This window comes from Frigoribacterium sp. CFBP 13712, assembly GCF_014842255.1.
Taxonomy (GTDB): Bacteria; Actinomycetota; Actinomycetes; order Actinomycetales; family Microbacteriaceae; genus Frigoribacterium.
This window is the reverse complement of the sequence record NZ_JACYVH010000002.1, coordinates 474826-500321: the sequence shown is the minus strand read 5'-3', so window position 1 is coordinate 500321 and position 25496 is coordinate 474826. Positions and strand designations below refer to the sequence as shown.

Genomic DNA, 25496 nt, shown 5'->3' with positions numbered 1-25496 from the left:
CCCGGTCGACACCGAGGAGGCGCGCCTAGGCTCTCGAGGAGGGCGCGGTCGCGCCTCGCCGCCGATCGAGAGCAGGACCCATGAACGACGCCCCCCGGACGGTCCTGATCGCCGGAGCATCCGGCCTGATCGGCACCGAGCTCTCGACCCAGCTGCGCGCCGCCGGTCACACCGTGCTCTCGCTCGTCCGCGGCGAGCCGCGCGACGACACGCAGTTCACCTGGATCCCCTCGGCCGGAGTCGTCGACACGACCCTGTTCGATCGAGCGGACGTCGTCGTGAACCTGTCGGGCGCCTCCCTGGGCCGTCTGCCCTGGACCCGCGGCTACAAGCGCGAGATCGTCGGCTCGAGGGTCGACGCCACCCGGACTCTCGTCGCGGGTATGCGCGCCGCGTCGACGCCGCCCACGGTGCTCCTCAGCGGCTCGGCCGTCGGGATCTACGGCGACCGCCCCGGCGACCGGCTGACCGAGTCGAGCCCACGCGGCACCGGGTTCCTCAGCGATGTCGTCGCCGAATGGGAGCGGACCGCGCTGACCGCACCCGACGGCGTGCGGGTCGCGCTGATGCGCACCGGGCTCGTCGTGGGCCCCGGCGGCGCGCTCGCGCCCCTTCTCCCCCTCACCCGCTTCGGTCTCGGCTCGCGGCTCGGCACCGGCGACCAGTTCTGGCCGTGGATCAGCCTGCACGACGAGGCGGCCGCGTTCGTCCATGTGATGGCCTCCGACCTCGACGGCCCGATCAACCTGGCCGGGCCCACTCCCGCGACGAGCGACGCCCTGACGCGTCGACTCGCGCACGACCTGTCGAAGCCGTACGCCCTCACCGTGCCCGAGTTCGTCATCTCGACCGCGATGCAGGAGGCCGGTCGCGAACTGCTGCTGCCCAGCCAGCAGGTCGTGCCCGAGAAGCTGCTCGCCGACGGCTTCGTGTTCCGTCACCGGACGGTCGACGAGGCCGTCGACGCGCTCGCCGCCGGTCTCTGACGGGTCGACGACGAGGCGCAGACCGGAGAGCCGAGGAGGCGCGGGTCAGGCCCTGCCGCGCCGACGCAGCGTGATGGCCCAGCGGATCGCCTGTCGCGCCCGACGTCGATCACCGCAGGCATCGTAGGCGAGACCCAGCCGGAACCAGGCGCGGTAGTCGTCGGGGGCCTGCTCGACCGCCTCGCGGTAGGCCGGGAAGGCCTCGTCGGCGGCGGCGCGGTCGTACCGGCCCGAGGGCCTGCGCGGCACGTCGTCGACGGGCAGCTGGTCGGCGGCGCCCAGCTCGCGCACGATCGCCTGGGTCGCCAGACCGAAGCGGATCTCGGCCACGAGGGCGAAGACCCCGAGGAGCGGCAGGACCACGAGACCCACGCCGAGACCAACGGCGACCGCCTCGCCCGTGGCGAAGAGGGCGACGGCACGCTGACCGACGAGCACGATGTAGAGCACGAGCAGGGCGGCCATCACGAGGGCCGCGACACGGCCCTTCACGGGCAGGCGCGCATCGGTCGGCGGGCGCGCAGGGGTCGGCGGGCGCGCAGGGGTCGGCGGGCGCGCATCAGTCGAGGGGCAGGACGCTGTCGAGCCCCACGACGACACCGCTGACGGTCGGCGCGGCCGACATCGCGACGAGCAGCCCCTGCTCGTAGGCGCGCTGGGACAGCGTGTCGTGCGTGAGGGTGAGGGTCTCGCCCTCGCCGCCGAAGATGACCTCCTGCTTGGCGACGACCCCGCGGAGGCGGAGGCTGTGCACCGGCACGCTCGCCACCTGCTGCCCGCGGGCCCTCTGGTCGGACGAGGGGGCCGAGACCGGCCCGAGATCGCGACGCGCCTCGGCGATCAGCTCGGCGGTGCGCACCGCCGTGCCCGACGGGGAGTCGACCTTGCCCTGGTGGTGGGTCTCGACGATCTCGACCGACTCGTAGAACCGGGCGGCCATCGTGGCGAACCGGGTCGCGAGCACCGACCCGAGTGAGAAGTTGGGGACGACCAGGACACCGGGGCCGTCGACGTCGGCGACGATCGTCGAGAGGCGGGCGATGCGCTCGGCGCTCCAGCCCGACGTGCCGACGAGCACGGGGATGCCCGCCCGCACGACGTGCTCGACGATCCCGGGGCTCACGGCCGGGTGCGTGACGTCGACGACGAGATCGGCCCCGACGACGCGGTCGAGATCGTCTCGGGACGAGAGCCCGGCGTGGAGCTCGAGGTCGGGCGTGCGCTCGATGAGATCGACGATGAAGCCCCCGAGCGTGCCCGTGGCCCCGACGACGGCGATGCGGGAAGTCATTGGTCAAACCTACCGGGCGACGGACCGTCGAATACGATCGGGGGATGCCTCGATTCCGCGAGATGCCCGTGAGCTCGACCCCCGCCTCCTCGTTGCTGTCGGAGTACTTCGACGAGCGGGCCGCGACGTTCCCGGTCGCGCAGGGCAGCTATCACACGGCCACGCCCGTCGACGCGACCTTCACTCCCCCGGCCGGCGTGTTCGTCGTCGCCGTCGCCGACGGGGCGACCGACGAGAGCGTCCGCGACGCGGGAGGCGTCGGCGACGTCACACCCGACGGCGACGACGCGCTGGCCTGCGGCGGTGTCCGCCGACTCGAGCCGGGCGCCGACGGTCGGGTCCGCTACGAGGTCAAGCACCTCTTCGTGCGACCCGTCGCCCGCGGTCGGGGTCTCGGTCGTCTCGTGCTCGCCGAGCTCGAGCGCCGCGCGATCGACCTCGGCGCCGAGCAGCTCGTGCTCGACACGAACGACAGCCTGGAGGCGGCCGGCGGCCTCTACCGCGCAGCGGGCTACTCGCTGATCGAGCCCTACAACGACAACCCGAACGCGACCGCCTGGTACGGCAAGACCGCCCGCTGACCGGTCGGTCGAGCGATCGGACCGAGGGCTCTGACCGAGCGGTCGGATCGGCCGGTCAGATCGACTGGTCGACGGGCAGGCCCGTCCGCAGCTCGACGGGCAGGTGCCCGAGGTCGTTGTGGGTGACCAGCTCGGGCGGCTTCGCCGAGCGCACGCGGATGATCGTCAGACCGGCATTGGCCTGGTTGACGCCCATCCAGCGCCAGGCCGGCGCCCCGAAGACCTCGCGGACGAACCAGCCGATGACGAAGTTGTGGGTGATCAGCAGATCGTGCCGGTCGTCGCGCGCGGGCGTCAGCCACTCGGAGACGGCGTCGGCCATCTGCGCCTGACCGGCTTCGATCTCGTCTTCGGTGACTCCGCCGAAGAACGGCTTGTACGCCGCCGGCATGTCGGGGGTCGGCCCCGACGGCACGCAGTCGAAGAGCAGCGTCGACGGCTGGGATTCGAGGGCGGGCAGTCGCTCGGTCATGATGCGCGCGGTCTCGGCCGCCCGCTCGAGGGGCGAATGCCAGGCCGCGTCGAACGGCACGCCGCCGAGGCGCTCGGCGATGAGTCGCGCCTGACGCTTGCCGCGCTCGGAGAGCGGACCGTCGGGCAGCCCGTGCTCGGCGTCCTGCTGTTCGCCGTGGCGAACGAGATAGAGGTAGTGGGACACCGTCGTCTCCTGGTTCATCGGATGGCGGACGACGTCGGGACCGTCGCCGCTCGGGTGGGGAGCGTCGTCTCGTCGACCTCGCCGACGACCACGGTCGACAGCGGGCCCGAGCGCAGGGCGGCGGCCAGGTCGCGGACGTCGTCGGTCGGCACGGCCGCGAGTCGGGCCAGCGAGGCGTCGAGATCGACGAACTCGCCCATCGACAGCTCGGCGCGACCGAGGCGGTTCATCCGGGTGTCGCTGTCTTCGAGAGCGAGAGCCGCGGCGCCGCCCAGCTGACCGAGCGCACGGCGGTGCTCGTCGGCCGTGATGCCGTCGGTCGCGACCTCGTCGAGCTGCTCGAGCATCAGGCGGGCCACGTCGCCCGCGTTGGCCGGCGCGCACCCCGCGTAGAGGCCGAACAGACCGGCGTCGGAGTAGCTCGGGGCGAACGAATACACCGAGTAGGCCAGACCGCGGCGCTCTCGCACCTCTTGGAAGAGCCTCGAGGACATGCCGCCGCCGAGCACGGAGTTCAGCACGGCCATGGCCGAGCGGCGGTCGTCGGTCACCGGGAGGCCCGGGAAGCCGAGGAGGAGCGTCGTCTGCTCGAGGGGTCGGCGCACGACGACGAGGGGCTCGCCCTGCTGCGGCGCCGTCTCGGCGCCGGTCGCCGGACGACGGGGCACGGGAGGCGCGGTGTCGGTGGACCAGTCGGACCGCCCGATCGCGGCCTGGAGACGCTGGACGAGGTGATCGTGGTCGACGGCGCCCGCGACCGTCACGACGAGGTCGCGCGGGCGGTACGTGCGGAGGTAGTGCCGGTGGACCTCGTCTCGTGAGGCCCTCCGGATGCTGTCGGGCGACCCGCCGATCGGTCGACCGAGCGAGTGGTCGCCGAAGACCGACTCGAACAGGCGCTCGCCGCCGACGTCGCTCGGGTCGTCGTCGGCCATCGCGAGCTCGTCGAGGATGACGCCGCGCTCGGTCTCGAACTCGAGGGGATCGAGGACCGACGAGGTCACCATGTCGGCGAGGGAGTCGACCGCGTCGTCGAGGTCGACGTCGCGGACCCTGGCGTAATAGCAGGTGCTCTCTTTGCCGGTGGCGGCGTTGTGCTCGCCCCCGACGGACTCGAAGGCCACGGCGATGTCGAGGGCCGACCGGGTGGGTGTGCCCTTGAAGAGCAGATGCTCGAGGAAGTGGGTCGACCCCCGGTCGCCGTCGCCCTCGTCGCGGCTGCCGACGGCGACCCAGAAGCCGACCGTGGCGCTGCGGGCCCCGGGCATGCTCTCGCTGAGGATGCGCACCCCCGTGGGGAGCACCGTCCGCCGCACGAGCGAGCCGCCCGTCGCCTCGAAGGAGAGCTCGACCTCGTCGAGGGGCAGTGCGACCGGTCCGTTCATCGTGGTGAGCCTACCGCCCGCCCCTGACACCCGAATTGGGGGACGGAATGCGGACAAACAGACGGGTTGGTCTGTCCTCATCGGTGTTACAGTCGTCACACCGCAGTCGACCCGTCCCCCCACGAGAGACGGCTGCGGCGGCTGGTCGGACATCATCGCAAGGTCCGGAGCGCGCGTCCCCCACGCGGCTCTAAGCCGATATGTTCCAAGGAGCCACGCTGTGACGGTCGATTCCCCCCAACCGGCCGTCCAGCGTCTCCCTGGCCGACCCCGCGCCGACCAGAAGACGCCCGGCGCCCGCGCCCGCGTCCTCACGACCGCCGATCGCCTCTTCTACGACGAGGGCATCCGCGTCGTGGGCGTCGACCGCCTCATCGCCGAGTCGTCGGTCACGAAGGCGACCTTCTACAAGCACTTCGGCGCGAAGGACACCCTCGTGCTCCAGTTCCTCGCCGTGCGGCACGATCGCGACGTGGCCGCTCTCGCCGAGACCGTGTCGTCCGCTCCCGACGGCGTCGCCGCCGTCCGCAGCTTCGTCGACGCCTTCGCGACCCGACTCCAGGAGCCCGGCTTCAGAGGCTCCGCCTACGCCAACGCGGCGGCCGAGTTCAGCGACCCGACCCACCCCGTCCGCGTCGCCATCAGCGAGCACCGCGAATGGCTCACCGACGCGCTCGTCGAGCTCTTCAAGAACGCCGGCCACCCGATGCCGGGCGATGCCGCCGACGACTTCCAGCTCGCACTCGACGGCGCCGAGGTCGGCGCCTACGCCGGCGACGCCATCGCCGCCTCCGCGTCGTTGCGCCGCACCGCGGACCGCCTGCTCGACGCCTGACGCGCGCCGCGCCTCCTCGGCCCTCCCCGGACCTCTCCCCCGCTCACGTCACGCACGCGATCCCGCGCCTGACCGGAAGGGTGTGCAGATCGCGACCGTTTCGTCTCGCGAGGGGGCTCAGGGCGCTGCTGGTCGGTGTTTTCGGCACGATCGGTCGGGTTCGGCACGCCGGAGCGAGCCGCGCCGGTCGGGTTCGGCACGCCGAAGCGCCTCGCGCCGGTCGCCTCTGTGAGCCGACGCCGGAACCGCCGGTGCACCCCGGGATCGGACGGTGCCCGAGGTGGGCGGTCGTCTTACGCGGAGACCCGATCGAGGTCGAGCACCTGGAGGCGCGTCAACTGCACGCGGACGGCCTGCGCCAGCTCGTACACCTGCTTCGCATTCGTCGCGCTCGCGACCGGGGCCACGACGTTGGGCTTCGTGAGCAGCCAGGCCAACGAGATCGCGGCGGTCGACACCTCGTGCACCGAGGCGATCCGGTCGAGCTCGTGCAGGATGCGCAGCCCGCGTTTGGTCAGCTGTTTCGCGAGATCAGGACGACGCTGCGACCCGGCGAAGTCGGCACGGGTGCGGTACTTGCCGGAGAGGAATCCGCTCGCCAGGGCGAAGCGCGGCATCACACCGAGACCCAGCTGACCGGCCACTCGGGCGAGACCCTTCTCGTACTCGCCGCGGTTGAGCAGGTTGTACTGGTTCTGGAGCGCGACCATCGGCGCGACCCCGAGCATTCCCGCGGCGATCCGGGCCTCGTAGAGCCGGTTGCCCGAATGATGGGAACCGCCGAAGTACCGGACCTTGCCGGCGCGGATCAGGTGGTCGACGGCGAGGAGGGTGCGCTCGAACGCCACCTCGGTGTCGTCGACGTGGAGGTACAGCAGATCGATGCGGTCGGTGCCGAGGCGCTCGAGCGAGGCCTCGACGGCGCGCTCGATCGCCTTCGGCGTGAGACCCGGGTTGTCGGCGCTCTTGCCGACCTTCGTCGAGACGACCATGTCGTCACGCGATCGACGATCGCGCATCCAGGAGCCGATCATGATCTCGCTGCGCCCCCCGGCGTACGAGTCGGCGGTGTCGACGAAGTTGCCGCCGAGATCGAAGTAGGTGTCGAGGACCGCGCGCGTCTCGGTCTGGTCGGCCGTCCAGCCGAAGACGTTCCCGCCGAGCGCGAGGGGGAACACCCGGAGATCGGACGTGCCGAGTCGACGGCGCGGCTGGATGATGCCCAGATCGACCGGAACGGTGGCCTGGTCAACCGCGGCAGCATGCTGCCACCGGGGGCGGACGGCACCGGAGGGGACGGCTTCGGAGCGGACGGCCGCGTCGGGCTCGGCGGCGGCCGCCTGTGCGGTCGTGGCCGTCGAGTCGGTCACCGACAGTCCTCCTCCGCTGGCGCACCCTCACCCGTCTGAGCTGGACGGATGCCAGGGTCTGCGCCTCATCGTCAGAATACGACCCCGGCCCTCGTCGCGCGCGCCGCCGCACCGAATCGTTACGTGAAGAATCGTCCTATTTCCACTCGAGCCTGAGACGACCCGCTCATGGGCCCGGAACGCCGACGAGCCCGCCGCGACACGAGGTCGCGACGGGCTCGTCGGTTCAGGCGGGTGCTACGCGTCGACCGACTCGTCGGTCGACGTCTCGGTGGCGCCGCTCGAGTCGGTGTCGGCCGACTCGGCGACGACCGGAGCGAGCGAGAGCTTGCCGCGGTCGTCCGTCTTCGTGATCTCGACCAGGATCTTCTGGCCGACTCCGAGCACGTCCTCGACGTTCTCGACGCGCTTGCCACCGGCGAGCTTGCGGACCTCGCTGATGTGCAGCAGGCCGTCCTTGCCGGGGAGGAGCGAGACGAAGGCACCGAACGACGCGATCTTGACGACGGTTCCGAGGAACTGCTCGCCGACCTCGGGGTTGGTGGGGTTCGCGATCGCGTTGACCTGGGCACGAGCGGCCTCGGCCGACGGGCCGTCGACGGCACCGATGTAGACGGTTCCGTCTTCTTCGATGCTGATGTCGGCGCCGGTGGTGTCCTGGATGGAGTTGATCGTCTTGCCCTTCGGGCCGATCAGCTCGCCGATCTTGTCCTGCGGGATCTGGACCGAGATCACGCGGGGCGCGGTCGGGGCCATCTCGTCGGGAGCGTCGATCGCGGAGTTCAGGACGCCGAGGATGGCGGTGCGCGCCTCCTTGGCCTGCTTCAGCGCGGCGTCGAGGACGGCGGTCGGCAGACCGTCGAGCTTCGTGTCGAGCTGGATGGCCGTGACGAACTCGGACGTGCCGGCGACCTTGAAGTCCATGTCGCCCAGGGCGTCTTCGGCGCCGAGGATGTCGGTCAGCGCCGCGTAGCGCGTCTGGCCGTCGACCTCGTCGGAGACGAGGCCCATGGCGATGCCGGCGACGGGGGCCTTGAGGGGCACACCGGCGTTCAGCAGCGACAGGGTCGAGGCGCAGACGGAGCCCATCGACGTCGAGCCGTTGGAGCCGAGGGCCTCGGACACCTGACGGATGGCGTAGGGGAACTCCTCGCGGCTCGGCAGCACCGGCACGAGGGCGCGCTCGGCCAGGAAGCCGTGCCCGATCTCGCGACGCTTCGGCGAACCGACGCGGCCGGTCTCACCGGTCGAGTAGGGCGGGAAGTTGTAGTGGTGCAGGTAGCGCTTCTTGGTGACCGGGCTCAGCGAGTCGATCTGCTGCTCCATCTTGAGCATGTTCAGCGTGGTGACGCCCATGATCTGGGTCTCGCCGCGCTGGAAGATGGCCGAGCCGTGCACGCGCGGGATGACCTGGACCTCGGCGTCGAGCGGGCGGATGTCGGCCAGGCCGCGCCCGTCCATGCGGATCTGCTCGGTGAGGATGCGGTCGCGGACGACCTTCTTCGTCGCCGACTTGTAGGCGGCGCCCACCTGGCCGTTGGCCGTCTCGGGCAGCTCGCCCGCGGCGACCTTGGCCGCGATGGCGTCCTTGACGGTCGCCTTGAGGGCGTCGTCGGCGTCCTGGCGCTCGATCTTGCCGGCGATCTTGTAGACCTCGGCGAGCTCGGTGCCCGCGGCGGCCGTGACAGCCTCGAGCACCTCGTCGGTGTAGGGCAGGAAGACCGGGTAGTCGGCGATCTCCTTGGCGGCCTGCGCGGCCATCGTGGCCTGGGCCTCGACGAGCTGCTTGAGGAACGGCTTGGCGGCTTCGAGACCCTGGGCGACGACGGCCTCGTCGGGCTTCGTCGCGCCGCCCTGGATGAGACCCCAGGCGTGCTCGGTGGCCTCGGCCTCGACCATCATGATCGCGACGTCGTCGTTGCCGGCGGCGTCGGTGACGACGCGACCCGCGACCGTGAGGTCGAAGACGGCGTCGGCCAGCTGCGAGGCCTTCGGGAAGGCGACCCACTGGTCGCCGATCAGCGCGAGGCGCACACCGGCGATGGGGCCGGAGAACGGCAGACCGGAGATCTGGGTGGAGGCGCTGGCCGCGTTGATCGCGAGAGCGTCGTAGAACTCGTCGGGAGCGATGCTGAGCACCGTGATGACGACCTGGACCTCGTTGCGGAGACCCTCGACGAACGAGGGGCGCAGGGGCCGGTCGATGAGACGGCAGACGAGGATGGCCTCGGTCGAGGGGCGGCCCTCGCGACGGAAGAACGAGCCGGGGATCTTGCCCGCGGCGTACGAGCGCTCTTCGACGTCGATGGTCAGCGGGAAGAAGTCGAAGTTGTCCTTCGGCTTCTTGCTGGCGCTGGTGGCGGACAGCAGCATGGTGTCGTCGTCGAGGTAGGCGGCGACGGCTCCCTGGGCCTGCTGGGCGAGACGACCGGTCTCGAATCGGATGGTGCGCTTGCCGAACTTGCCGTTGTCGAGCACGGCTTCGCCGAACTTGATCTCTGGACCCTCCATGTGGGGGTTTCTCCTCTTTGTTTTGAATCGATGCCCCGTGTGGGCCTCGATGTCGTACCGGGAGCGGGCGGCGTGGACGGCATGAGGACATGCACGTGCAGCAACGCGACGGAGGCGGTGGCACGTCTGGCCAACAGTGAAGACGGTCGGACCCCGCCTCCGATCGCGACTCGATGCGTCGATCGGGGCATTCCGCCTGCCACCACCGGTGACCAGCAGCCGTACCGGCCTGCTCCGAGCGCGATCCTAGCACCCGGGTGTGACCGCCTCACGGAGCCGGAGCGGNGTCGAGACGTTCGGAGCGCGAAGACTAGCGGCGCAGGCCGAGACGACCGATGAGCGTACGGTAGCGCTCGATGTCGACCCGGGACAGGTAGCCCAGGAGTCGGCGGCGCTGACCCACGAGGAGCAGCAGACCACGACGCGAGTGGTGGTCGTGCTTGTGCTCTTTGAGGTGCTCGGTGAGGTCGAGGATGCGCTGCGTCATCATGGCGACCTGGACCTCGGGGGATCCGGTGTCGCCGGGGTGAGTCGCGTATTCTTCGATGATCCGGGTCTTGACGTCAGGTGCGAGTGCCATAGGTGGATCCCCTTTCAGTTCGTTGCGCGGTGCCCGTCACCGGATGTGCGAGCTCTCTTCTTCCGCGGCCGTTCAGACGGCAACCTGAGGAGCCTACCAGACAGGGGCGGCGGACCGGGCGCCCGCGGGTCGACGCCGGCGGCGACGGGGCAGGGCCAGACCCACGAACACCGCGCCGATGACCGCGCCCAGCGTGTTCATGACCAGGTCTTGCGGGTCGGAGAACCGGGTGGCCGACAGATAGGCCGCCTGGTACCACTCGATGCCCACGGTCGCCGCGAAGCCGACCACGATGCCGACCCACCAGAACCGCCTGGGCAGCAGCAGCGCCGGGAACATGCCCATCGGCACGAACATGGCGACGTTCGCCGCGGCCTCGACCCGGGCGAAGGTGATCCACGACGTCTCGTCGTGCCGGGCGAAGAGGTCGAGGGCGCGCCAGAGCAGCTCGGTCGTGCCGGGCCCGTAGACGCTGGGGCGCAGCGTCATCCACGCGACACCCGCCAGATAGACGAGGGTGAGCAGGAGGAGGACGGCACGACGCATGACTCCATGGTGACGGACGCGACCTGGGGATCGAGGCCGCGCCGGCGGAGTTCATCCTCCAGGACGACGCCGGGCGGGCGGGTGCGGGGCCGGCGACCCGAGGAGGCGCGGTGCCAGGGAGGCGCGCACCGCGCCTCCTAGGCTCGTCGCGTGGACCTCGTCGCCGAACTCTGGAGCCGCGTCAGCCTCGTGGCGCAGCCGCTCCCCCTCCCCTGGCTGCTCGCCGCCGTCGCCGCCGGCCTCGCGGCCGTGCTCGTGCCGGGCGCCTGGCACACCGTGCGGCACGCCGTGACCGTCGTGCACGAGGGCGGCCACGGACTCGCCGCGGTGCTCACGGGGCGGCGGCTGTCGGGGATCCGCCTGCACTCGGACACCTCCGGGCTGACCGTGTCGCGCGGGCCGCGCACCGGCCCCGGCATGGTGCTGACGCTGCTCGCGGGCTACACCGCGCCGGCGATCGCGTCGCTCGGCGCGGCCTGGCTGCTGTCGGCCGGCTACGCCGCCGGGCTGCTCTGGGCGCTCCTGCTGCTGCTGGCGCTGATGCTCGTGCAGATCCGCAACTGGTTCGGACTCTGGGTGGTGCTCGTCGGGGCGGCCATCGTCGTCGCCGTCACCTTCTTCGCCTCGGCGCCCTGGCAGAGCGCCTTCGGCGTCGCCCTGACGGCCGTGCTCGGCTTCGGCGCCCTGCGGACCTCGCTCGAGCTGCAGCGGAGTCGCCGCCGCTCGCGCACGACGGGGTCGGACGCGGACCAGCTGGCCGCCCTGACCCGCGTACCCGGGGTCGTCTGGGTCGGCGTGTTCGTGATCGTCGCCCTGGTCTGCCTGGCCGGCTCGGCCGGGCTGATCTTCCCCCAGACGATCGAGCTGGCGCGCTCGCTCGGCTGAGCCGGGTCTCCGGCGGCTGAGTCGGGTCTCGGCCGCTCGGGTCAGGCCGGGCGGGTCGGGCCGGGCCGGGCCGGCGCGGATCAGGCCGGGGCGGAGCCGAGCGCGTGGACGGGGAGGCGCGGCGCCAGGCGGTCGCGCCCGCCGAGACCGTCCAGCTCGAGCAGCACGGCCAGCCCGACGACCTCGTACCCGGCGCGCTCGAGCAGCGTGACGGTCGCCTCGGCGGTGCCGCCGGTGGCCAGGACGTCGTCGACGACCAGCACCCGCGTGCCCTTCGGCAGCTGACTGGGGCGCAGCTCGAGGGTCGCCTCGCCGTACTCGAGGGCGTAGCTCTCGCTCAGCACCTCGCCGGGCAGCTTGCCCGCCTTGCGGACGGTGAGGACGCCGACGTGCTGCTCGATCGCGATGCCGCCGGCGAGTGCGAAGCCGCGGGCCTCGATGCCGGCGACCGCCTGGAACGACCCGTCGAACGGTTCGCTGAGGGCCGTGGTGACGGTCGCGAAGGCGTCGGCGTGGGAGAAGAGCGGGGTCACGTCGCGGAAGAGGATGCCCGGTTTCGGGAAGTCGGGGACGACGGCGATCAGGTCGTCGAGGAGGGCGGAGACGTCGGTGGTGGACATTCACACGAATGTACCGGGCGTAGCATCGCGCCATGAATGTGGGACAGTCCCCCCGCCTGCTGGGCCTCGTCGCCGCCGCCGTCGTCATCGCCGGCGGCGTCGCGATCGGCGTCGTCCAGTCCGGCCTGCCGAACCGGGTCTCGGGTGCGGACACCGCGCCTCCCTGGCCGGTTCCCGCCGTGGCCGATCGACCCGCCCGCGCGGCGGCGGCCGGTCTGACGAACGTCTGGGGCGAGGACCTCGCGATGCACGTGCACAGCCACCTGTCGATCACGGTCGACGGCGAGCCCGTCACCCTGCCCGGCGACATCGGCCACGACGCCGATTCGAAGTTCGCGGCGCCGCTGCACACCCACGACACGACGGGCATCGTCCACGTCGAGTCGCCCCGGCGCGAGACCCTCGTGCTCGGGCAGCTCTTCACCGAGTGGGACGTCGACCTCGACGCGACGAGCATCGGCTCACTGGGCGCGGACGACGGGTACGCGCTGACGACGTTCGTCGGCGGATCCCGCTACCCGGGCGACCCGGCGGGCATCCCCCTCGGCGACTTCGACGACATCGCGCTGGTGCTCGCGCCGACGGGCGAGACCGTCACCGCGCCTCCCGCCTTCGACTGGCCCGACGAGTACCGCTGACGCCCGCCGCCGCCCGACCTCACCCGGGGCCGGGAACGGCGGGCCAGCGGACCGGGACGGGGAGACGGAGCGGCGTCGCCTCGGCGGGTGCACCGGAGGCGATCGCCGCGATGAGTCGTGAGGCGGCGACACGGCCGAGGTGCTCGCCGTCGACGTCGATCGCGGGGACGCCCTGCAGACCGAGGGCGTCGACGACCATCCGCTCGGAGCTGACGACGGGCGCCGCGGCGACGCCTGCCCCTCCGCCGCGGAGGACGAACATCACGCCGAGGCCGATGGCCGTGGCGTAGGGCACGACGGCATCGGCGCCCGAGGCCACGACGTCGGCCGCCGCCCGCACGCCGGCCTCGAACGTCGCCGGGTACGGACCGAGCACGGTCAGCTCGGCCCGGCCCCGGGCGGCCTCGACGACCGCGGCCGTCCGCTGCAGGTTCTGCCACGAGCCGTCGGGGCCGCCGAGGTAGACGATGCGCCGGCGGCCCTCGTCGGCGAACCGCGAGACGAGCGACCCGAAGGCCGTGGCCGTGTCGGCGACCACCGAGGAGGCGCCGGTCACCTCCCGATCGACCAGCACGGTGGGCTTGTGGGCGATCGCCGCCCGCACGACGTCGTCGGGCCCGCGGGGCGCCACGACGATGAATCCGTCGACCTGGTGCGACAGGCGCTCGAACGCCGTGAGCTCGGCGACCCCGGCGAGGGGGTGCACGGCCACCGTGAGCTGCAGGTCGGCCTCGCCCGCCTCGGCCTGAGCCCCGGCGATGATGGGGGTGAAGAACGCGTTGTCGAGCGTGGGCACGACGACCGCGACGACGCCCGTGCGACCGCGGGCGAGCTGGCGGGCCGCGCGGTTGGGCACGAACCCGAGCTTCTGGGCCGCCGACAGCACCCTGGTCGCGGTCTCGGGGGCCACGAGCTCGGGGCGGCTCAGCACCCGCGAGGCGGTCGCCTTCGAGACCCCGGCGAGCGTCGCGACGTCGGCGAGCGTCGCCAGTCGCCCCGGGCCGCTCATCGCCCGCCCCCGCCGCTCGCGCGCCACCCCGTCGTCATGCCGTCAGCCTAGGGCGTCGGCTGAAACCGGTCTCGCAGGGTGCGTCGCGGGTTTTACACGTTGTTTACACGGACGGGACGGTTCGGGCGCTGCACGCCCCTAGGGTCGATGTAACCGGTTGCATCGCTCGGACCCTGAGCGGCGATCCCGACACCGGCCGCACCCGCCACACCGATCGGAGGCACCCCCGTGACGTCCCGCAAACCCGCGCTGCTCCTGCTGCTGCCGGGTCTCCTCCTGCTCGTCGTGGGGTTCGCCGTGCCGTCCCTCGCGATGCTGTTCGCGCCTCCCGGGGTCACCGCCGTCGAGATCGTCGGTCGCCTCGGCGGGATGCTCACCGACCCCTACGATCTCCGCATCATCGGTCGGACGGTCGGGCTCGGCCTGATCGTCACGGTGATCTGCGTGTCGCTCGGGTTCCCGATCGCTTACCTGCTCGCCCGCTCGACGTCGCGCTGGTCGGGCGTGCTGCTGGCCCTCGCGATCTTCCCCCTGCTGCTGAGCAACGTCGTCCGCACCTTCGGCTGGCTCGTGCTGCTCGGCAAGAACGGCGCCATCGGGCAGCTGCTGACCACCCTCGGACTCGTCGACGAGGCCCCGCAGCTGCTCTACACCGAGCTCGCCATCGTGCTCGGTCTGACGCAGCTCTTCCTGCCGCTCGCGATCATCTCGTGCTACTCGGCGGTGGCCCAGGTCGACCCCGGTCTCGACGACGCCGCGCGCGGTCTCGGCGCGAGCCGCATCCGCACCTTCTGGAGCATCGTCGTGCCGTTGTCGCTGCCGGGGGTCGTCGTCGCCGCGACCCTCGTCTTCGCCGGCTCGGTGACGGCGTACACGACGCCCTACCTGCTCGGGGGCTCCGGTCAGCGGATGCTCGCCACCCAGCTGTTCTCGTACTCGAGCGTCACGATCGACTGGGCCGGCGCCTCCGCCACCGCCCTGATCATGACCGTGCTCGTCTTCGCCGTCTCGGGGCTGTCCACCCTCGTCGCCCGGAAGGGAGCCACCTCGTGAAGACCCGCCGCCCCGTCGCCGGTTCGCTCGCCGTCGCCGGCTACGTCGTCATGATCGTTCCGATCCTGTTCGTCGTCGCCACCGCCTTCACCTCGGGCAGCACGCTGAGGTTCCCGCCGCAGGGCTTCTCGCTGCGCTGGTTCGAGGCCGCGCTCGGCTACGACCCGTTCGTCTCAGCGCTGCTGTCGAGCCTGCAGCTCGCCCTCGTCGCCACCGTGCTCGCGCTCGCCGTCGGGGTGCCCGCCACGCTGGCGATCCACCGCGGCCGACTGCCCGGCAAGGGGCTGGTCGAGGGGCTGTTCCTGTCGCCGCTGATCGTGCCCGAGCTCGTCGTCGGGCTCGCGCTCTACCAGCAGCTCGTGATCGGGTTCCGGCTCGACAACTTCCCGGTGCTGCTGATCGGGCACACCGTGCTGATGCTGCCCTACGCCGTGCGGGTGACCGGGGCCTCGCTCGCCCTCGCCGACCCGGCGCTCGAGGAGGCCGCCCGCGGTCTCGGCGCCTCGCCCCTCCGCGCCTTCTTCACCGTGACGCTGCCCCTGCTGCGACCCGGCATCTTCTCCGCCGCGCTGCTCAGCTTCGTCACGTCGTTCAACAACGTGCCGCTGTCGCTGCTGCTGCAGAGCCGCGACTTCCGCACCCTTCCCGTCACGATGCTCGACTACGTGCAGCAGAGCTACGACCCCATGGTCGCGGCGATGGCCACGCTGATCCTCGCGGGCACCGTCGTCATCGCCGTCATCGCCGAACGCACCGTCGGCTTCGCCAAGATCTTCGGAGGCATCAACAGATGAGCACCGCAGCAGAATTCGTCGCCGTGAGCCAGGTCTTCGGCGACTTCACCGCCGTCGACTCGATCGACCTCGCCATCTCCGAGGGCAGGCTCACCACGCTGCTCGGCCCGAGCGGCTGCGGCAAGACCACGAGCCTCCGCATGCTCGCCGGCTACTCGGCCCCGACGTCGGGCACGATCCGGATCGGCGGGGTCGACAGCACCCGCACCCCGCCCGAGAAGCGCGACCTCGGCATGGTGTTCCAGTCATACGCGCTGTTCCCCCACCTGTCGGTCGCCGAGAACGTCGGGTACGGCCTCAAGCTGCGCGGCGTCGACACCGCCGAACGCCGTCGGCGCGTGATGGAGACCCTCGACCTCGTCGGTCTCGCGCACCTCGCGGGCAGCAAGCCGAAGAAGCTGTCCGGCGGTCAGCAGCAGCGCGTGGCGCTGGCCCGGGCCATCGCGATCCGCCCGAAGCTGCTGCTGCTCGACGAGCCCCTGTCGAACCTCGACGCCCGGCTGCGGGTGCAGATGCGGGCCGAGATCCGCCGCATCCAGGGCGAGACCGGTCTCACCGTCGTGCTCGTCACCCACGATCAGGACGAAGCGCTCGAGATGAGCGACGACATGGTGCTGATGCGCGCCGGTCGCATCATGCAGCAGGGCGCCCCGCAGCAGGTGTTCCCGAACCCCGCGAACCGCTTCGTCGCCGAGTTCCTCGGCTACGAGAACTTCGTCACGGCCGCCGACGGCACCTCGCTGGCCGTCCGACCCGAGCACCTCGCGGTCACCCCCGGCGGCCCCGCAGGAGGCGCGGCACACGACGGTCTGCAGCTCGCCGGCCGCGTCACCGACGTCGCGTACCGCGGGGTGGACCTCCTGGTGACCGTGCAGGCCGTCGACGCCGCCGGAGCGGACGTCCGACTCGTCTCCGACGTCCGCAGCACCGGCGTGGAGACGATCGCGATCGGCGACCCGGTGACCGTCTCGGCGCCGGTCGGGCGACTCGTCGCGGTCGCCGACTGACACCCGGGGGCTGCGGCGCCGACCCGCGCCTCCTCGGCTCCCCCTCCCTCTGCTCTTCAGCGTTCCCCTCCCGACCGGTCTCACCGAGACCGCCCCGAAAGGACACGACCATGACCACCACCATCCGCACCCGCCTGGCGCTCGTCGCCGGCGTCGCCGTGACCACCCTCGTGCTCGCCGGCTGCTCGTCGAGCGGCGACGAGCCCGACGCGAACAGCATCACCGTCAGCACCTTTCCGTTCGGGGTGGAGGAGTTCCAGGAGGCGGTGATCGACCCGTTCACGGAGGAGACCGGCATCGAGGTCGTCGTCGACACCGGATCGAACTCCGACCGCCTGTCGCAGCTGCAGCTCGCCGGCGGCGAGCCCGAGGTCGACGTGATGCTCATCTCCGACTACTACGCGGCGCTCGGGCAGGAGGACGAACTCTTCCAGCAGGTCGACGCCTCGGCCGTCCCGTCGCTCGACGAGATCGCCGACTTCGCGACGGAGGAGGAGTACGTCGGGCCGGCCTACAGCTACCAGCTGAACGGCACGATGTACTCGACCGACGAGCTGACCGCCGACGAGGCCGCCTCGTGGAGCCTCTACGGCGACGACGACCTGTCGGGCCGGGTCGCTCTGCCCGACATCTCGGTCACCGCGGGCCAGCTGATGGTCTCGGGCGTCGCCGACGAGTACGGCGACGGACCCTACGACATCGACGCCGCCCTCGAGCAGCTCGGCGAGTGGGCCCCCGGCGTGCTGCAGTTCTACAGCTCGTCGACCGAGGTCACGAACCTGCTGACCCAGGGCGAGATCGTCGCGGCCGACTCGCTGAGCGGGTTCGCGACCGACCTCGTCGCCTCGGGCGAGCCCGTCGCCTGGACCGCCCCCGACACAGGGCGCTACATGGCGACCAACCGCGCGATGATCCCCACCGGCGCCGAGAACGTGGACGGCGCGAACCGCTTCATCGACTACCTGCTGTCGGAGGAGGCGCAGACCGCGTCCGCCGAGATCGTCGGCGACCTGCCCGTCAACCCGTCGGCCACGGTGCCCGACTCGATCGAGGCCGTCGTGGGCGACATCGCCGCCGACCCCGTCGCCGCCGGCTACTCGACCCTCGACCCCACCGAGCTGGTGCCGACCCGCTCGGAGTGGGTCGACCGCTTCGCGCGCGAGGTGACGTCGCGCTGATGGGTGAGACCGCACTGCCCGGACGCGACCTGCCCGGGGCGGCACTGCCCGGACGCGACCTGCCCGGGGCCTACCTCGACCGACTGCCGAAGACCGATCTGCACTGCCACCTGATCGGCACGGTACGGGCCGGCACGTTCGCCGAGCTCGCCCGTCGCGAGGGGCTCGCCCTGCCGGCCGAGCCCGAGCGCATCTTCGCCGACATCAACTCGCTGCCGCCCGACCCCGCCCTGTACCGCGACACCCGCATCCCGGTGCCGCAGGGGCGGAGCGCCGACGAGCCCGAGGTGTCGTACTCGCTGTTCCAGGCGTCGAACTGGGTCGTCGAGGTGCTGCGCGATGCCGACGACCTGACGCGCATCGTCTACGAGGCCTTCGAGGACGCCCACCGCAGCAGCTCGACGCGTCACCTCGAGCTGTTCTTCGACGCGGTGCCACCGCACCTGGAGTCGCTCGGGTACGCGGGCTCGGTCGAGGCGTACGCCGAGGGCATCCGGATGGCCGAGCGCGACTTCGGCATGACCGGCCGGATGATCCAGGGCATCGATCGCAGCCGGAGCGGCGAGCACGCGCTCGCCCTCGTGCGGCAGGTGGTCGACAACCCGCACGAGTACGTCGCGGGCATCGGTCTCGACAACCTCGAGACCTCGGGCCCGCCCGAGCGGTTCGTCGACGCCTACCGGCTCGCGGGCGAGGCCGGGCTCGGTCGGACGGCCCACTCGTCGGAGCACTCCCCCACGGCCGTCAACACCGTCACCTGCCTCGATCTGCTCGGCTGCGACCGCATCGACCACGGGTACTACGTGCTCGAGGACGACGACGTCGTGGCCCGCATGCGCGACGAGCAGGTGGCCTTCACCGTCGTCTCGACCACGTCACGTCGCTCGTGGCGACCGTGGCGACGCGCCTCGATCGAGGCGATGCTCGCCGCGGGCCTGAACGTCGTGCCCGCGTCGGACGACCCGGGGATGTTCCCGACGACCCTCGCCGCCGAGTACCGCATCGTGCACGAGCAGATCGGCGCCACCGCCGACCAGGTGCGGGCCATGGCCCTCGCCGGGGTCGACGCGAGCTGGCTGCCCGCCGCCGAGAAGAAGACGCTGCGCGCGGACTTCGAGCGCGACATCGCCGCGCTCGACAGCGAGTTCGCGCTCGTCGGCTGACGAGGCGAGCGCTCGTCGGCTGACGAGGCGCGCGCTCGTCGGCTGACGAGGGTCGCGCCCGTCGACCGACGAGGCGCGCCTCGTCAGCTGACGACGGTCAGACGCTGGGTGGGGCGCGTCATCGCCACGTACAGGCTGGCGTTGCCCCGCTCGGCACCGGTCCGGATGCGCTCGGGGTCGACGACGACGACGGAGTCGAACTCGAGGCCCTTCGCGGTCGCTGGGCTGAGCACCGACACCGGCTTGGTCAGCGAGGCCGTGCCCGCGGCGACCAGGCCGGGCAGCGCCGCCGACAACGCGTCGACGAGCGTCGCGACGGCCTGCGCGGGGGCGACGACCGCGAGGGTCCCGTCGCCGTCGATCTCACGGTCGGCCCGGACGGCGTCGACCGTGGCGCGGACGAAGTCGTCTCTCGAGGAGGCGCCGGTCACCTCGAGCACCGGCCACTCGCTCGAGCGCACCGACCTGCTCGGGGTGATGCGCAGACCGGTCGCCTTCGCGACGTCCTCGGCGTACTGCACGATCTGCGTCGGGGTCCGGTAGTTGACCGTCAGCTCTTCGAGAGTCCATGGGGCGCTGGTCGGGGCCTCGGTACCGCGACGACGACGACCCAGGAGGCTCTGCAGGGCGCGGTCCCACGAGTCGGCCGACGCCGGGCTCGACGCCTGCGCGATGTCGCCGACGACGGTGAACGACCGCAGCGGGCACCGACGCGACAGCAGACGCCACTGCATCGGCGAGAGCTCCTGCGCCTCGTCGACCACCACGTGGCCGAAAGCCCAGGTGCGGTCGCCGGCCGCACGCTCGGCCGTGGTCATCGAGGCGGCCCGTTCGGCGAACCCGCCCGCGATCTGCTCGGCCGACACCATGCCCTCGACGCCCATGTTCTCGATCGCGCGCTCGGCGTTCTCGATGTCGCGCTTGCGCTGCTGCTTGCGCGCCAGCTTGTCGGGGTCCACGCCGGCCTGGAACTCGCCGAGCAGCTCGGCCGCCTCGTCGAGGAGGGGGACGTCGGAGATCGTGAACTCCGAACCCCGGGGGCGCTGCAGCAGGGCGCGCTCGGCGGGGCTCCAGCGCGGGGTCAACGACGCCAGCCAGTTCGGCCGGGCGTAGAGGTCTTCGACGAGCTTCTCGGCCGAGAGCGGCATCCACGCCGTGTTCAACAGCACCCGCACGTCGTACGACTGGCGGATGTCCTCGCGGAGCACCGCCTCGTCCGATTCGTCGACGGTCGTGCCGTGCTCGCGCATCTGAGCGACGAGCAACCGGGTGAGGGCCGACAGGGCGCCCTTGTTGAACGTGACGCGAGCCTCGTTGTGCGGCTTGCCCCGTTCTTGGGCACGACGCATCGCGTCGCCCACGAGGTCGGGCTGGACGACGAGGCGCTCCCCGTTGATGTCGATCGTCGTCGACTCGGTCGGGCGCACCTGCCGCGACCGGACCGCACGGCGGATCAGGTCGGCCATCTCGGCGCGACCCTTGACGGCCGCCGTCTCGGGCGCGTCGTCGAGCTGGGTCTCGAGGCCCGGGTAGAGACCGCCGAGGCTCGACAGCACGACGCCGCTCTCGCCGAGCGACGGCAGCACCTGCTCGATGTACCGGAGGAACGACCGCGACGGGCCGACCACGAGCACACCCGAGCCGCGGAGCCGCTCGCGGTGCGAGTAGAGGAGGTACGCGGCGCGGTGCAGCGCGACGGCGGTCTTGCCCGTGCCCGGTCCGCCCTGGACGACGAGCACGCCGTCGAGCGGTGCGCGGATGATGCGGTCCTGCTCGGCCTGGATGGTCGCCACGATGTCGGTCATGCGCCCGGTGCGCTGCGCGGTGAGGGCGGCCATGAGCGCGCCCTCGCCCTGCAGCTGCACGTCGTCGCGGTCGAGCAGGTCGGGGTCGAAGACCTCGTCCTCGAGCCGGGTGACGGTGCGCCCGTCGAGGGTCAGGTGACGCCGGGCCCGCACGCCCTGCGGAGTCGCCGCGGTCGCCTGGTAGAAGGCGGCCGCACCCGGCACGCGCCAGTCGAGCAGGATCGGGTGGTGCGACCGGTCGCGGAGGCCGATGCGGCCGATGTAGCGGTACCGACCGCCTTCGCCGGCTTCGGCCGGGGCGTCGACGTCGCCGCTCTGACCGAGCTCGTCGGGCTCCTCCAATTCGAGGCGCCCGAAGGCGAGCCGCTCGTCCACGGCGCCGAGCTGCGCGATCGTGTCCTCGTAGAGCCGCGCGTACGAGTCGCGCTCGCTGCGGCTCTGGTGATTGCCCCCGACGGCCTCGCGCCGTACGGTCTCGAGACGCCCTCGGGCGTCGGCTTTCAACTCGTCGAGTCGCGAGTAGAGCGTGCCCACGTAGGCGCGTTCGCGGTCCAGCTCAGAAGACAACAGTCACTCAACCCTTCGGGAAAGTCGGCGTGTCAGTCTACCTGCCGCCGGACGACCGAACGCCCCCGCCGGGTGGCTGGGGGCGCTCGGTCGACGCGGCGTTGTGCCGGTCAGAACTCCTCGTGGGTCTCGGGGTCGCCGTCCCACAGCCGACCGCGCTCGAGGCCGCTGATGGCCTCGACCTCGGCCGCCGACAGCTCGAAGTCGAAGACGTCGAGGTTCTCGCGCTGGCGACCGGGATCGGCCGACTTCGGCACCGGGACGGCGCCGAGCTGGACGTGCCAGCGGAGCACGACCTGCGTCGGGGTCTTCCCGTGCGCGGCCGCGATGTCCGTGATCACCGTCTCGCTGAGCAGCTCGCTCTGCTTCGCGAGGGGGCTCCAGCTCTCGGTCACGATGCCCATGCGCTCGTGGACGGCCCGGAGGCCGGCCTGCGGGAAGTACGGGTGCAGCTCGATCTGGTTGACCGCCGGCACGACGCCGGTCTCGTCGGCCAGCCGCTGGAGGTGAGCCTCGGTGAAGTTCGAGACGCCGACGGACGAGACGAGGCCGTCCTCCTGCAGCTTCACGAACGCACGGAACGAGTCGACGTACTTGTCCACCCGCGGCAGCGGCCAGTGGATCAGGTAGAGATCGACCCGCTCGAGACCGAGGGTGCCCAGGCTCTCGTGGAAGCTCGAGATGGTCTCGTCGTAACCGTGGTGCCGACCGGGCAGCTTGGTCGTGATCACGAGCTCGTCGCGGGGCACGTCGACCCGTCGGACGGCCTCGGCCACGGCGTCTTCGTTGCCGTAGTTCAGCGCCGTGTCGATCAGGCGGTAGCCCGACTCGATGGCCGTGGCGATCTGCCCGGCACCCTCGGCGCCGTTCATCCCGTACGTGCCGAGCCCGATGCTCGGGAGGGTGCGACCGTCGTTCAACCCGACGGAGGGTGCCGAGGCCGCCGTCATCAGCTGACGCCGAGCAGGTCGATCACGAAGATGAGGGTCTTGCCCGAGAGCGAGTGACCGCCGCCGGCGGGGCCGTAGGCGAGGTGCGGGGGGAGGACGAGCTTGCGACGTCCGCCGACCTTCATGCCGGGGATGCCCTCCTGCCAGCCGAGCACGAGCGCCGCGAGCGGGAAGTTGATCGGCTCGCCGCGGCTCCACGACGAGTCGAACTCCTCGCCGGAGTCGTACTCGACGCCGAGGTAGTGCACGTTGACGGTCGAACCGGCCGTCGCCTCGTCGCCGTCGCCGACGGTGATGTCGACGATCTGCAGCTCGGTGGGGGCGGGGCCCTCGGGGGCGTCGATCTCGGGCTTGATGCTGGGGTCGTGAGTCATACCGACCATCCAACCACCGACGGACCCGACCAGACGAAGGAGGGTCGACCGCTCGTGTCCTCCCTGCGAGGCTCGAGTGGTCGACCCACCGTCCGTTCGCACCGAGATCTGCTCATCGATGCGAACGAATGGACGATACCTCCGCTCCCGGGCCGCGCAAAATCGACGATGATGGAGTCTTGTCCACTCCTCCCGGCGCACCGCGACGACCGCTCTTCGTCGACCTGACGCCCTCCGCGCGAGCCCCGCCTTCGCCCGGCTCTTCGTCGGCAACACCGTCAGCGGCATCGGCACGCAGCTCACCGTCGTCGCCGTCGGCCTCGAGGTCTACGACATCACCCGCTCGACCTTCGCCGTGGCCCTCGGCGGCATCGGCACCGGCCTGATGCTGACCGTCGGCCCCGCTCTGGCCGGGGTGCTGGTCGCGGGGGTGGGGTTCCCGCTCACGTACAGCGTCGACGTCGTGCTCTTCTCCTTCGCATTCGTCGGCATCCTCACGCTGCCGCCCATCCGACCCGAGGGCGAGACCAGCCGACCCGGCCTGTCGTCGCTCGCCCAGGGCCTGCGGTTCCTGCGGAGCTCGCCGAACATCCGCACCACGTTCGTCGTCGACCTGATCGCCATGACCTTCGGACAGCCGCGGGTGCTGTACCCGGTCGTCGGCACCCTGGTGATCGGAGGAGGCGCGGTGACCGTCGGAGCCCTCACCGCCTCCTACGCCGTCGGCTCGCTGCTCAGCAGCGTGTTCTCCGGCCGTCTGGGGCAGGTGCGGCTGCAGGGCCGGGCGGTCAACCGCTCCATCGCGGTCTACGGCGCTTTCATAGCGGCCTTCGGGGTCGTCCTGGCGCTGACGCCGATGCGAGCGGGCGGCGCTCTCGGCGACGGTCTGGCCGACGCCCGACCGGTCGCCCTCGTCGCGGCCGCGATCGCCTTGGCCGGGGCGGGTGCGGCCGACAACGTCAGCTCGATCTTCCGCTCGACGATCCTGCAGGCCGCGGCGCCCGACTCGATGCACGGACGCCTGCAGGGGATCTTCATCGTCGTCGTCACCGGCGGGCCCCGCCTCGGCGACCTGTTCGTCGGACTCGTCGCCGCGGTCGGCGTCGCCTGGCCGCCGCTGCTCGGCGGAGCGCTCGTCGTCGTCCTGCTCGGGGTGGTGGCCCGGCTGACGCCGTCGTTCCGCCGTTACGACGCGACCGCGCCGACGCCCTGATCGCGCGCCCGGCCGGACGACGGGCAGGACGCCCGGAGGGACGACGGGCGCGGTCGGCGAGGGAGGTGCGCGGCCGTCACCACTGCGGAGGCAGCGGACGCCCCCACTGGTCGTAGTACACCGGCTGCCGCCCCCGGTCCGCGCCGTCGTAGCCGCTGCCCATCGGGCGCCCCGATCCGTCGACCCAGGGCGTGCCGTCGGGCCGCGGCGCGTGATCGGCGAACGCGGTGGCGGGCGCCTGCAACGCGGCCCGGCTGGCGCCGAGCGCCTGCAGCAGCTCGGCCTCGTCGCGGCCGGCGACCGCGTCGAGCTCTCGGCGCCCCTTGAGCATCCGCTGCCGGGTCGACGCCAGCCGGGTGGCGTCCGACACGAAGCGCTTCATGGCGGGGCCGAGGCCGTTCGCCGCGGCCCAGCGGCGTGCTCGGCGACGCCCGGCGGAGGTCGAGAGCATGGCGACCTCGTCGGCGCTGAACCAGCCGACGGCGGCGTACTCGGCGAGGCGGGCGTGCGTGGTGCGGCGCTCGCTGCGGCGCAGGAAGATGACGAGCCCCACCATCGCCGCGAAGATCGGCACCTGCACCAGCAGGTAGTAGGCGAAGAACGCCCCGCCGACGACGACGAGCGCGCCGTTCCAGAGGGCGTGCAGCGCGATGGCCGGGACGAGACCCGCGAAGAAGAAGCCGATGGCGCCGAACGGGCCCGTGCGACGGACGGCGTAGCCGAGGGCGACGCCGGTGCAGGCCGTGTACATGACGTGGGCGAAGGGCGACATGATCGCCCGCACCAGGAACGTGAACACGAGCCCCTGGCTGCCGGTCGCGAGGTCGTCGGCGACCTGCACGGCGAAGTACTGGATGTTCTCGACGAAGGCGAAGCCGGCCGCGACCGTGGCGGCGTAGACGATGCCGTCGACCGGGCCGTCGAAGTGGCGGCGGAAGATCCAGAGCACCAGCAGCACCCCGAAGCCCTTGGCGGCCTCCTCGACGACGGGCGCCTGCACGACCGCCCCGAAGAGATCGGCGGAGTCGCCGTCGGCGAGACCGAAGACGGCCCGGACGTTGCCGACGACGATGTCGACCACGAGCGCGGTGCTCACGGCGACGGCTGCACCCCAGAGGAACGCGAACAGCAGCGCGACCCGGGGCTCGGGCTCCCATCGGTCGACGAGCCAGATGCCGACCAGCACGATCGCGAGCGGCACGAAGGCGAGCAGCGCGCCGGCCGCGATCAGCGACGGGCGGAGGAAGATCAGGAAGTACACGACCACGGCGAGCGCGAACACCCCGATGACGGTGAACCCGACCGCGAGCGCCACCGTGCTCGCGACGCGGGGCCGAGGAGGCGCGGGTCGGCTGAACACCGGCTGCACCGGGTACCACACCGGCTGCGGGTTCGGCGTGACGGTCGACGACCTGGGGTGGTCGTGGCCGCGGGGATCGTTCCAGGTCATGCCTCGACCTTAGGGGCAGCCGGGATCGGCCGAGCGGCCGGGGCGGG

Annotated in this window: 25 protein-coding genes; 11 read left to right on the top strand and 14 right to left on the bottom strand. The window is 71.8% G+C overall.

The features are described 5' to 3' along the window. Positions 1–80 precede the first annotated feature (80 nt). Positions 81–986 (top strand): TIGR01777 family oxidoreductase, encoded by a 906-nt coding sequence (locus IFT51_RS05960; protein ID WP_192060129.1) that lies wholly within the window; start codon positions 81–83, stop codon positions 984–986. Positions 987–1031: 45 nt separating this feature from the next. Here IFT51_RS05960 and IFT51_RS05955 read toward each other — a convergent pair whose 3' ends face one another. After that, positions 1032–1478: a tetratricopeptide repeat protein gene (locus IFT51_RS05955; protein WP_371740706.1), complete on the bottom strand. Its 447-nt coding sequence runs from the start codon at positions 1476–1478 to the stop codon at positions 1032–1034. A 67-nt stretch (positions 1479–1545) separates the two neighbouring features. Further along, a complete protein-coding gene (dapB, locus tag IFT51_RS05950; RefSeq protein ID WP_192060128.1) occupies positions 1546–2277 on the bottom strand; it encodes a 4-hydroxy-tetrahydrodipicolinate reductase in 732 nt (243 codons plus the stop codon). Between the two features lie 44 nt (positions 2278–2321). Between dapB and IFT51_RS05945 the strand changes: the two genes are divergently transcribed. Further along, a complete protein-coding gene (locus tag IFT51_RS05945; protein WP_192060127.1) occupies positions 2322–2858 on the top strand; it encodes a GNAT family N-acetyltransferase in 537 nt (178 codons plus the stop codon). Between the two features lie 55 nt (positions 2859–2913). On the opposite strand, the gene IFT51_RS05940 is transcribed toward IFT51_RS05945, so the two are convergent. Both IFT51_RS05940 and IFT51_RS05935 read right to left on the bottom strand, forming a co-directional pair. After that, positions 2914–3516: a histidine phosphatase family protein gene (locus IFT51_RS05940; protein WP_192060126.1), complete on the bottom strand. Its 603-nt coding sequence runs from the start codon at positions 3514–3516 to the stop codon at positions 2914–2916. A gap of 14 nt (positions 3517–3530) precedes the next feature. Continuing rightward, positions 3531–4901 (bottom strand): pitrilysin family protein, encoded by a 1371-nt coding sequence (locus IFT51_RS05935; RefSeq protein ID WP_192060125.1) that lies wholly within the window; start codon positions 4899–4901, stop codon positions 3531–3533. A gap of 220 nt (positions 4902–5121) precedes the next feature. Between IFT51_RS05935 and IFT51_RS05930 the strand changes: the two genes are divergently transcribed. Beyond that, the gene (locus IFT51_RS05930) at positions 5122–5736 is read left to right on the top strand and encodes a TetR/AcrR family transcriptional regulator (protein WP_320478023.1); all 615 of its coding nucleotides are present in this window, start codon (positions 5122–5124) and stop codon (positions 5734–5736) included. A 293-nt stretch (positions 5737–6029) separates the two neighbouring features. On the opposite strand, the gene IFT51_RS05925 is transcribed toward IFT51_RS05930, so the two are convergent. From IFT51_RS05925 to IFT51_RS05910, 4 genes are all read right to left on the bottom strand, one after another. Then, a complete protein-coding gene (locus tag IFT51_RS05925) occupies positions 6030–7106 on the bottom strand; it encodes an aldo/keto reductase (protein WP_371740705.1) in 1077 nt (358 codons plus the stop codon). A gap of 237 nt (positions 7107–7343) precedes the next feature. Next, a complete protein-coding gene (locus IFT51_RS05920; RefSeq protein ID WP_192060123.1) occupies positions 7344–9617 on the bottom strand; it encodes a polyribonucleotide nucleotidyltransferase in 2274 nt (757 codons plus the stop codon). Positions 9618–9927: 310 nt separating this feature from the next. Next, positions 9928–10197, bottom strand: a complete 270-nt coding sequence (gene rpsO / locus IFT51_RS05915) for a 30S ribosomal protein S15 (protein WP_192060122.1) — start codon at positions 10195–10197, stop codon at positions 9928–9930. A gap of 93 nt (positions 10198–10290) precedes the next feature. Continuing rightward, positions 10291–10743: a VanZ family protein gene (locus tag IFT51_RS05910; RefSeq protein ID WP_192060121.1), complete on the bottom strand. Its 453-nt coding sequence runs from the start codon at positions 10741–10743 to the stop codon at positions 10291–10293. A gap of 150 nt (positions 10744–10893) precedes the next feature. On the opposite strand from IFT51_RS05910, the gene IFT51_RS05905 reads away from it, so the two are divergent. Then, a complete protein-coding gene (locus IFT51_RS05905; protein ID WP_192060120.1) occupies positions 10894–11628 on the top strand; it encodes a M50 family metallopeptidase in 735 nt (244 codons plus the stop codon). An 80-nt stretch (positions 11629–11708) separates the two neighbouring features. Here the strand turns inward: IFT51_RS05905 and IFT51_RS05900 are convergent, their stop codons facing one another. Beyond that, a complete protein-coding gene (locus tag IFT51_RS05900) occupies positions 11709–12248 on the bottom strand; it encodes an adenine phosphoribosyltransferase (protein WP_192060119.1) in 540 nt (179 codons plus the stop codon). Between the two features lie 32 nt (positions 12249–12280). On the opposite strand from IFT51_RS05900, the gene IFT51_RS05895 reads away from it, so the two are divergent. After that, positions 12281–12886: a hypothetical protein gene (locus IFT51_RS05895; RefSeq protein WP_192060118.1), complete on the top strand. Its 606-nt coding sequence runs from the start codon at positions 12281–12283 to the stop codon at positions 12884–12886. Between the two features lie 19 nt (positions 12887–12905). Here the strand turns inward: IFT51_RS05895 and IFT51_RS05890 are convergent, their stop codons facing one another. Continuing rightward, the gene (locus IFT51_RS05890; RefSeq protein ID WP_244636935.1) at positions 12906–13895 is read right to left on the bottom strand and encodes a LacI family DNA-binding transcriptional regulator; all 990 of its coding nucleotides are present in this window, start codon (positions 13893–13895) and stop codon (positions 12906–12908) included. A 228-nt stretch (positions 13896–14123) separates the two neighbouring features. Between IFT51_RS05890 and IFT51_RS05885 the strand changes: the two genes are divergently transcribed. The 5 genes from IFT51_RS05885 (at position 14124) to IFT51_RS05865 (ending at position 19090) form a co-directional block, all read left to right on the top strand. Continuing rightward, positions 14124–14948 (top strand): ABC transporter permease, encoded by an 825-nt coding sequence (locus IFT51_RS05885; protein ID WP_243213791.1) that lies wholly within the window; start codon positions 14124–14126, stop codon positions 14946–14948. Next, positions 14945–15742 carry an ABC transporter permease gene (locus IFT51_RS05880; protein WP_320478015.1) on the top strand — a complete coding sequence of 266 codons (798 nt, stop codon included), beginning with the start codon at positions 14945–14947 and terminating at the stop codon, positions 15740–15742. The genes IFT51_RS05885 and IFT51_RS05880 overlap by 4 nt, the downstream gene beginning before the upstream one ends. Further along, a complete protein-coding gene (locus IFT51_RS05875) occupies positions 15739–16749 on the top strand; it encodes an ABC transporter ATP-binding protein (protein ID WP_192060116.1) in 1011 nt (336 codons plus the stop codon). The genes IFT51_RS05880 and IFT51_RS05875 overlap by 4 nt, the downstream gene beginning before the upstream one ends. A gap of 110 nt (positions 16750–16859) precedes the next feature. After that, the gene (locus IFT51_RS05870) at positions 16860–17927 is read left to right on the top strand and encodes an extracellular solute-binding protein (RefSeq protein WP_192060114.1); all 1068 of its coding nucleotides are present in this window, start codon (positions 16860–16862) and stop codon (positions 17925–17927) included. Beyond that, entirely contained in the window at positions 17927–19090 is a 1164-nt protein-coding gene (locus IFT51_RS05865; RefSeq protein ID WP_244636934.1) for a hypothetical protein, read from the top strand. The genes IFT51_RS05870 and IFT51_RS05865 overlap by 1 nt, the downstream gene beginning before the upstream one ends. An 83-nt stretch (positions 19091–19173) precedes the next feature. Here IFT51_RS05865 and IFT51_RS05860 read toward each other — a convergent pair whose 3' ends face one another. The 3 genes from IFT51_RS05860 to IFT51_RS05850 all read right to left on the bottom strand — a co-directional run bounded on the left by IFT51_RS05860 (position 19174) and on the right by IFT51_RS05850 (position 22786). Next, positions 19174–21465, bottom strand: coding sequence for a UvrD-helicase domain-containing protein (locus tag IFT51_RS05860; RefSeq protein ID WP_192060210.1), 2292 nt, complete (start codon positions 21463–21465; stop codon positions 19174–19176). Positions 21466–21572: 107 nt separating this feature from the next. Next, positions 21573–22412, bottom strand: a complete 840-nt coding sequence (locus IFT51_RS05855) for an aldo/keto reductase (RefSeq protein WP_192060112.1) — start codon at positions 22410–22412, stop codon at positions 21573–21575. After that, a complete protein-coding gene (locus IFT51_RS05850; protein ID WP_192060110.1) occupies positions 22412–22786 on the bottom strand; it encodes an FKBP-type peptidyl-prolyl cis-trans isomerase in 375 nt (124 codons plus the stop codon). Before IFT51_RS05850 ends, IFT51_RS05855 begins: the two co-directional genes overlap by 1 nt. Before the next feature lie 286 nt (positions 22787–23072). Here IFT51_RS05850 and IFT51_RS05845 point away from each other — a divergent pair, with 286 nt between their 5' ends. Next, positions 23073–23999 (top strand): MFS transporter, encoded by a 927-nt coding sequence (locus IFT51_RS05845; RefSeq protein WP_192060209.1) that lies wholly within the window; start codon positions 23073–23075, stop codon positions 23997–23999. Positions 24000–24075: 76 nt separating this feature from the next. Here IFT51_RS05845 and IFT51_RS05840 read toward each other — a convergent pair whose 3' ends face one another. Continuing rightward, positions 24076–25449, bottom strand: coding sequence for a PrsW family intramembrane metalloprotease (locus IFT51_RS05840; RefSeq protein ID WP_192060108.1), 1374 nt, complete (start codon positions 25447–25449; stop codon positions 24076–24078). Positions 25450–25496 lie beyond the last annotated feature (47 nt).

Excerpts from the sequence above, each read along its gene's own strand:
- IFT51_RS05890 (WP_244636935.1), bottom strand. The coding sequence starts at position 13,895 with ATGAGCGGCCCGGGGCGACTGGCGACGCTCGCCGACGTCGCGACGCTC.
- IFT51_RS05870 (WP_192060114.1), top strand. The coding sequence starts at position 16,860 with ATGACCACCACCATCCGCACCCGCCTGGCGCTCGTCGCCGGCGTCGCC.
- IFT51_RS05910 (WP_192060121.1), bottom strand. The coding sequence starts at position 10,743 with ATGCGTCGTGCCGTCCTCCTCCTGCTCACCCTCGTCTATCTGGCGGGT.
- IFT51_RS05900 (WP_192060119.1), bottom strand. The coding sequence starts at position 12,248 with ATGTCCACCACCGACGTCTCCGCCCTCCTCGACGACCTGATCGCCGTC.
- IFT51_RS05840 (WP_192060108.1), bottom strand. The coding sequence starts at position 25,449 with ATGACCTGGAACGATCCCCGCGGCCACGACCACCCCAGGTCGTCGACC.
- IFT51_RS05935 (WP_192060125.1), bottom strand. The coding sequence starts at position 4,901 with ATGAACGGACCGGTCGCACTGCCCCTCGACGAGGTCGAGCTCTCCTTC.
- IFT51_RS05850 (WP_192060110.1), bottom strand. The coding sequence starts at position 22,786 with ATGACTCACGACCCCAGCATCAAGCCCGAGATCGACGCCCCCGAGGGC.
- IFT51_RS05865 (WP_244636934.1), top strand. The coding sequence starts at position 17,927 with ATGGGTGAGACCGCACTGCCCGGACGCGACCTGCCCGGGGCGGCACTG.
- IFT51_RS05945 (WP_192060127.1), top strand. The coding sequence starts at position 2,322 with ATGCCTCGATTCCGCGAGATGCCCGTGAGCTCGACCCCCGCCTCCTCG.
- IFT51_RS05920 (WP_192060123.1), bottom strand. The coding sequence starts at position 9,617 with ATGGAGGGTCCAGAGATCAAGTTCGGCGAAGCCGTGCTCGACAACGGC.
- IFT51_RS05895 (WP_192060118.1), top strand. The coding sequence starts at position 12,281 with ATGAATGTGGGACAGTCCCCCCGCCTGCTGGGCCTCGTCGCCGCCGCC.
- IFT51_RS05875 (WP_192060116.1), top strand. The coding sequence starts at position 15,739 with ATGAGCACCGCAGCAGAATTCGTCGCCGTGAGCCAGGTCTTCGGCGAC.
- rpsO (WP_192060122.1), bottom strand. The coding sequence starts at position 10,197 with ATGGCACTCGCACCTGACGTCAAGACCCGGATCATCGAAGAATACGCG.
- IFT51_RS05960 (WP_192060129.1), top strand. The coding sequence starts at position 81 with ATGAACGACGCCCCCCGGACGGTCCTGATCGCCGGAGCATCCGGCCTG.
- dapB (WP_192060128.1), bottom strand. The coding sequence starts at position 2,277 with ATGACTTCCCGCATCGCCGTCGTCGGGGCCACGGGCACGCTCGGGGGC.
- IFT51_RS05855 (WP_192060112.1), bottom strand. The coding sequence starts at position 22,412 with ATGACGGCGGCCTCGGCACCCTCCGTCGGGTTGAACGACGGTCGCACC.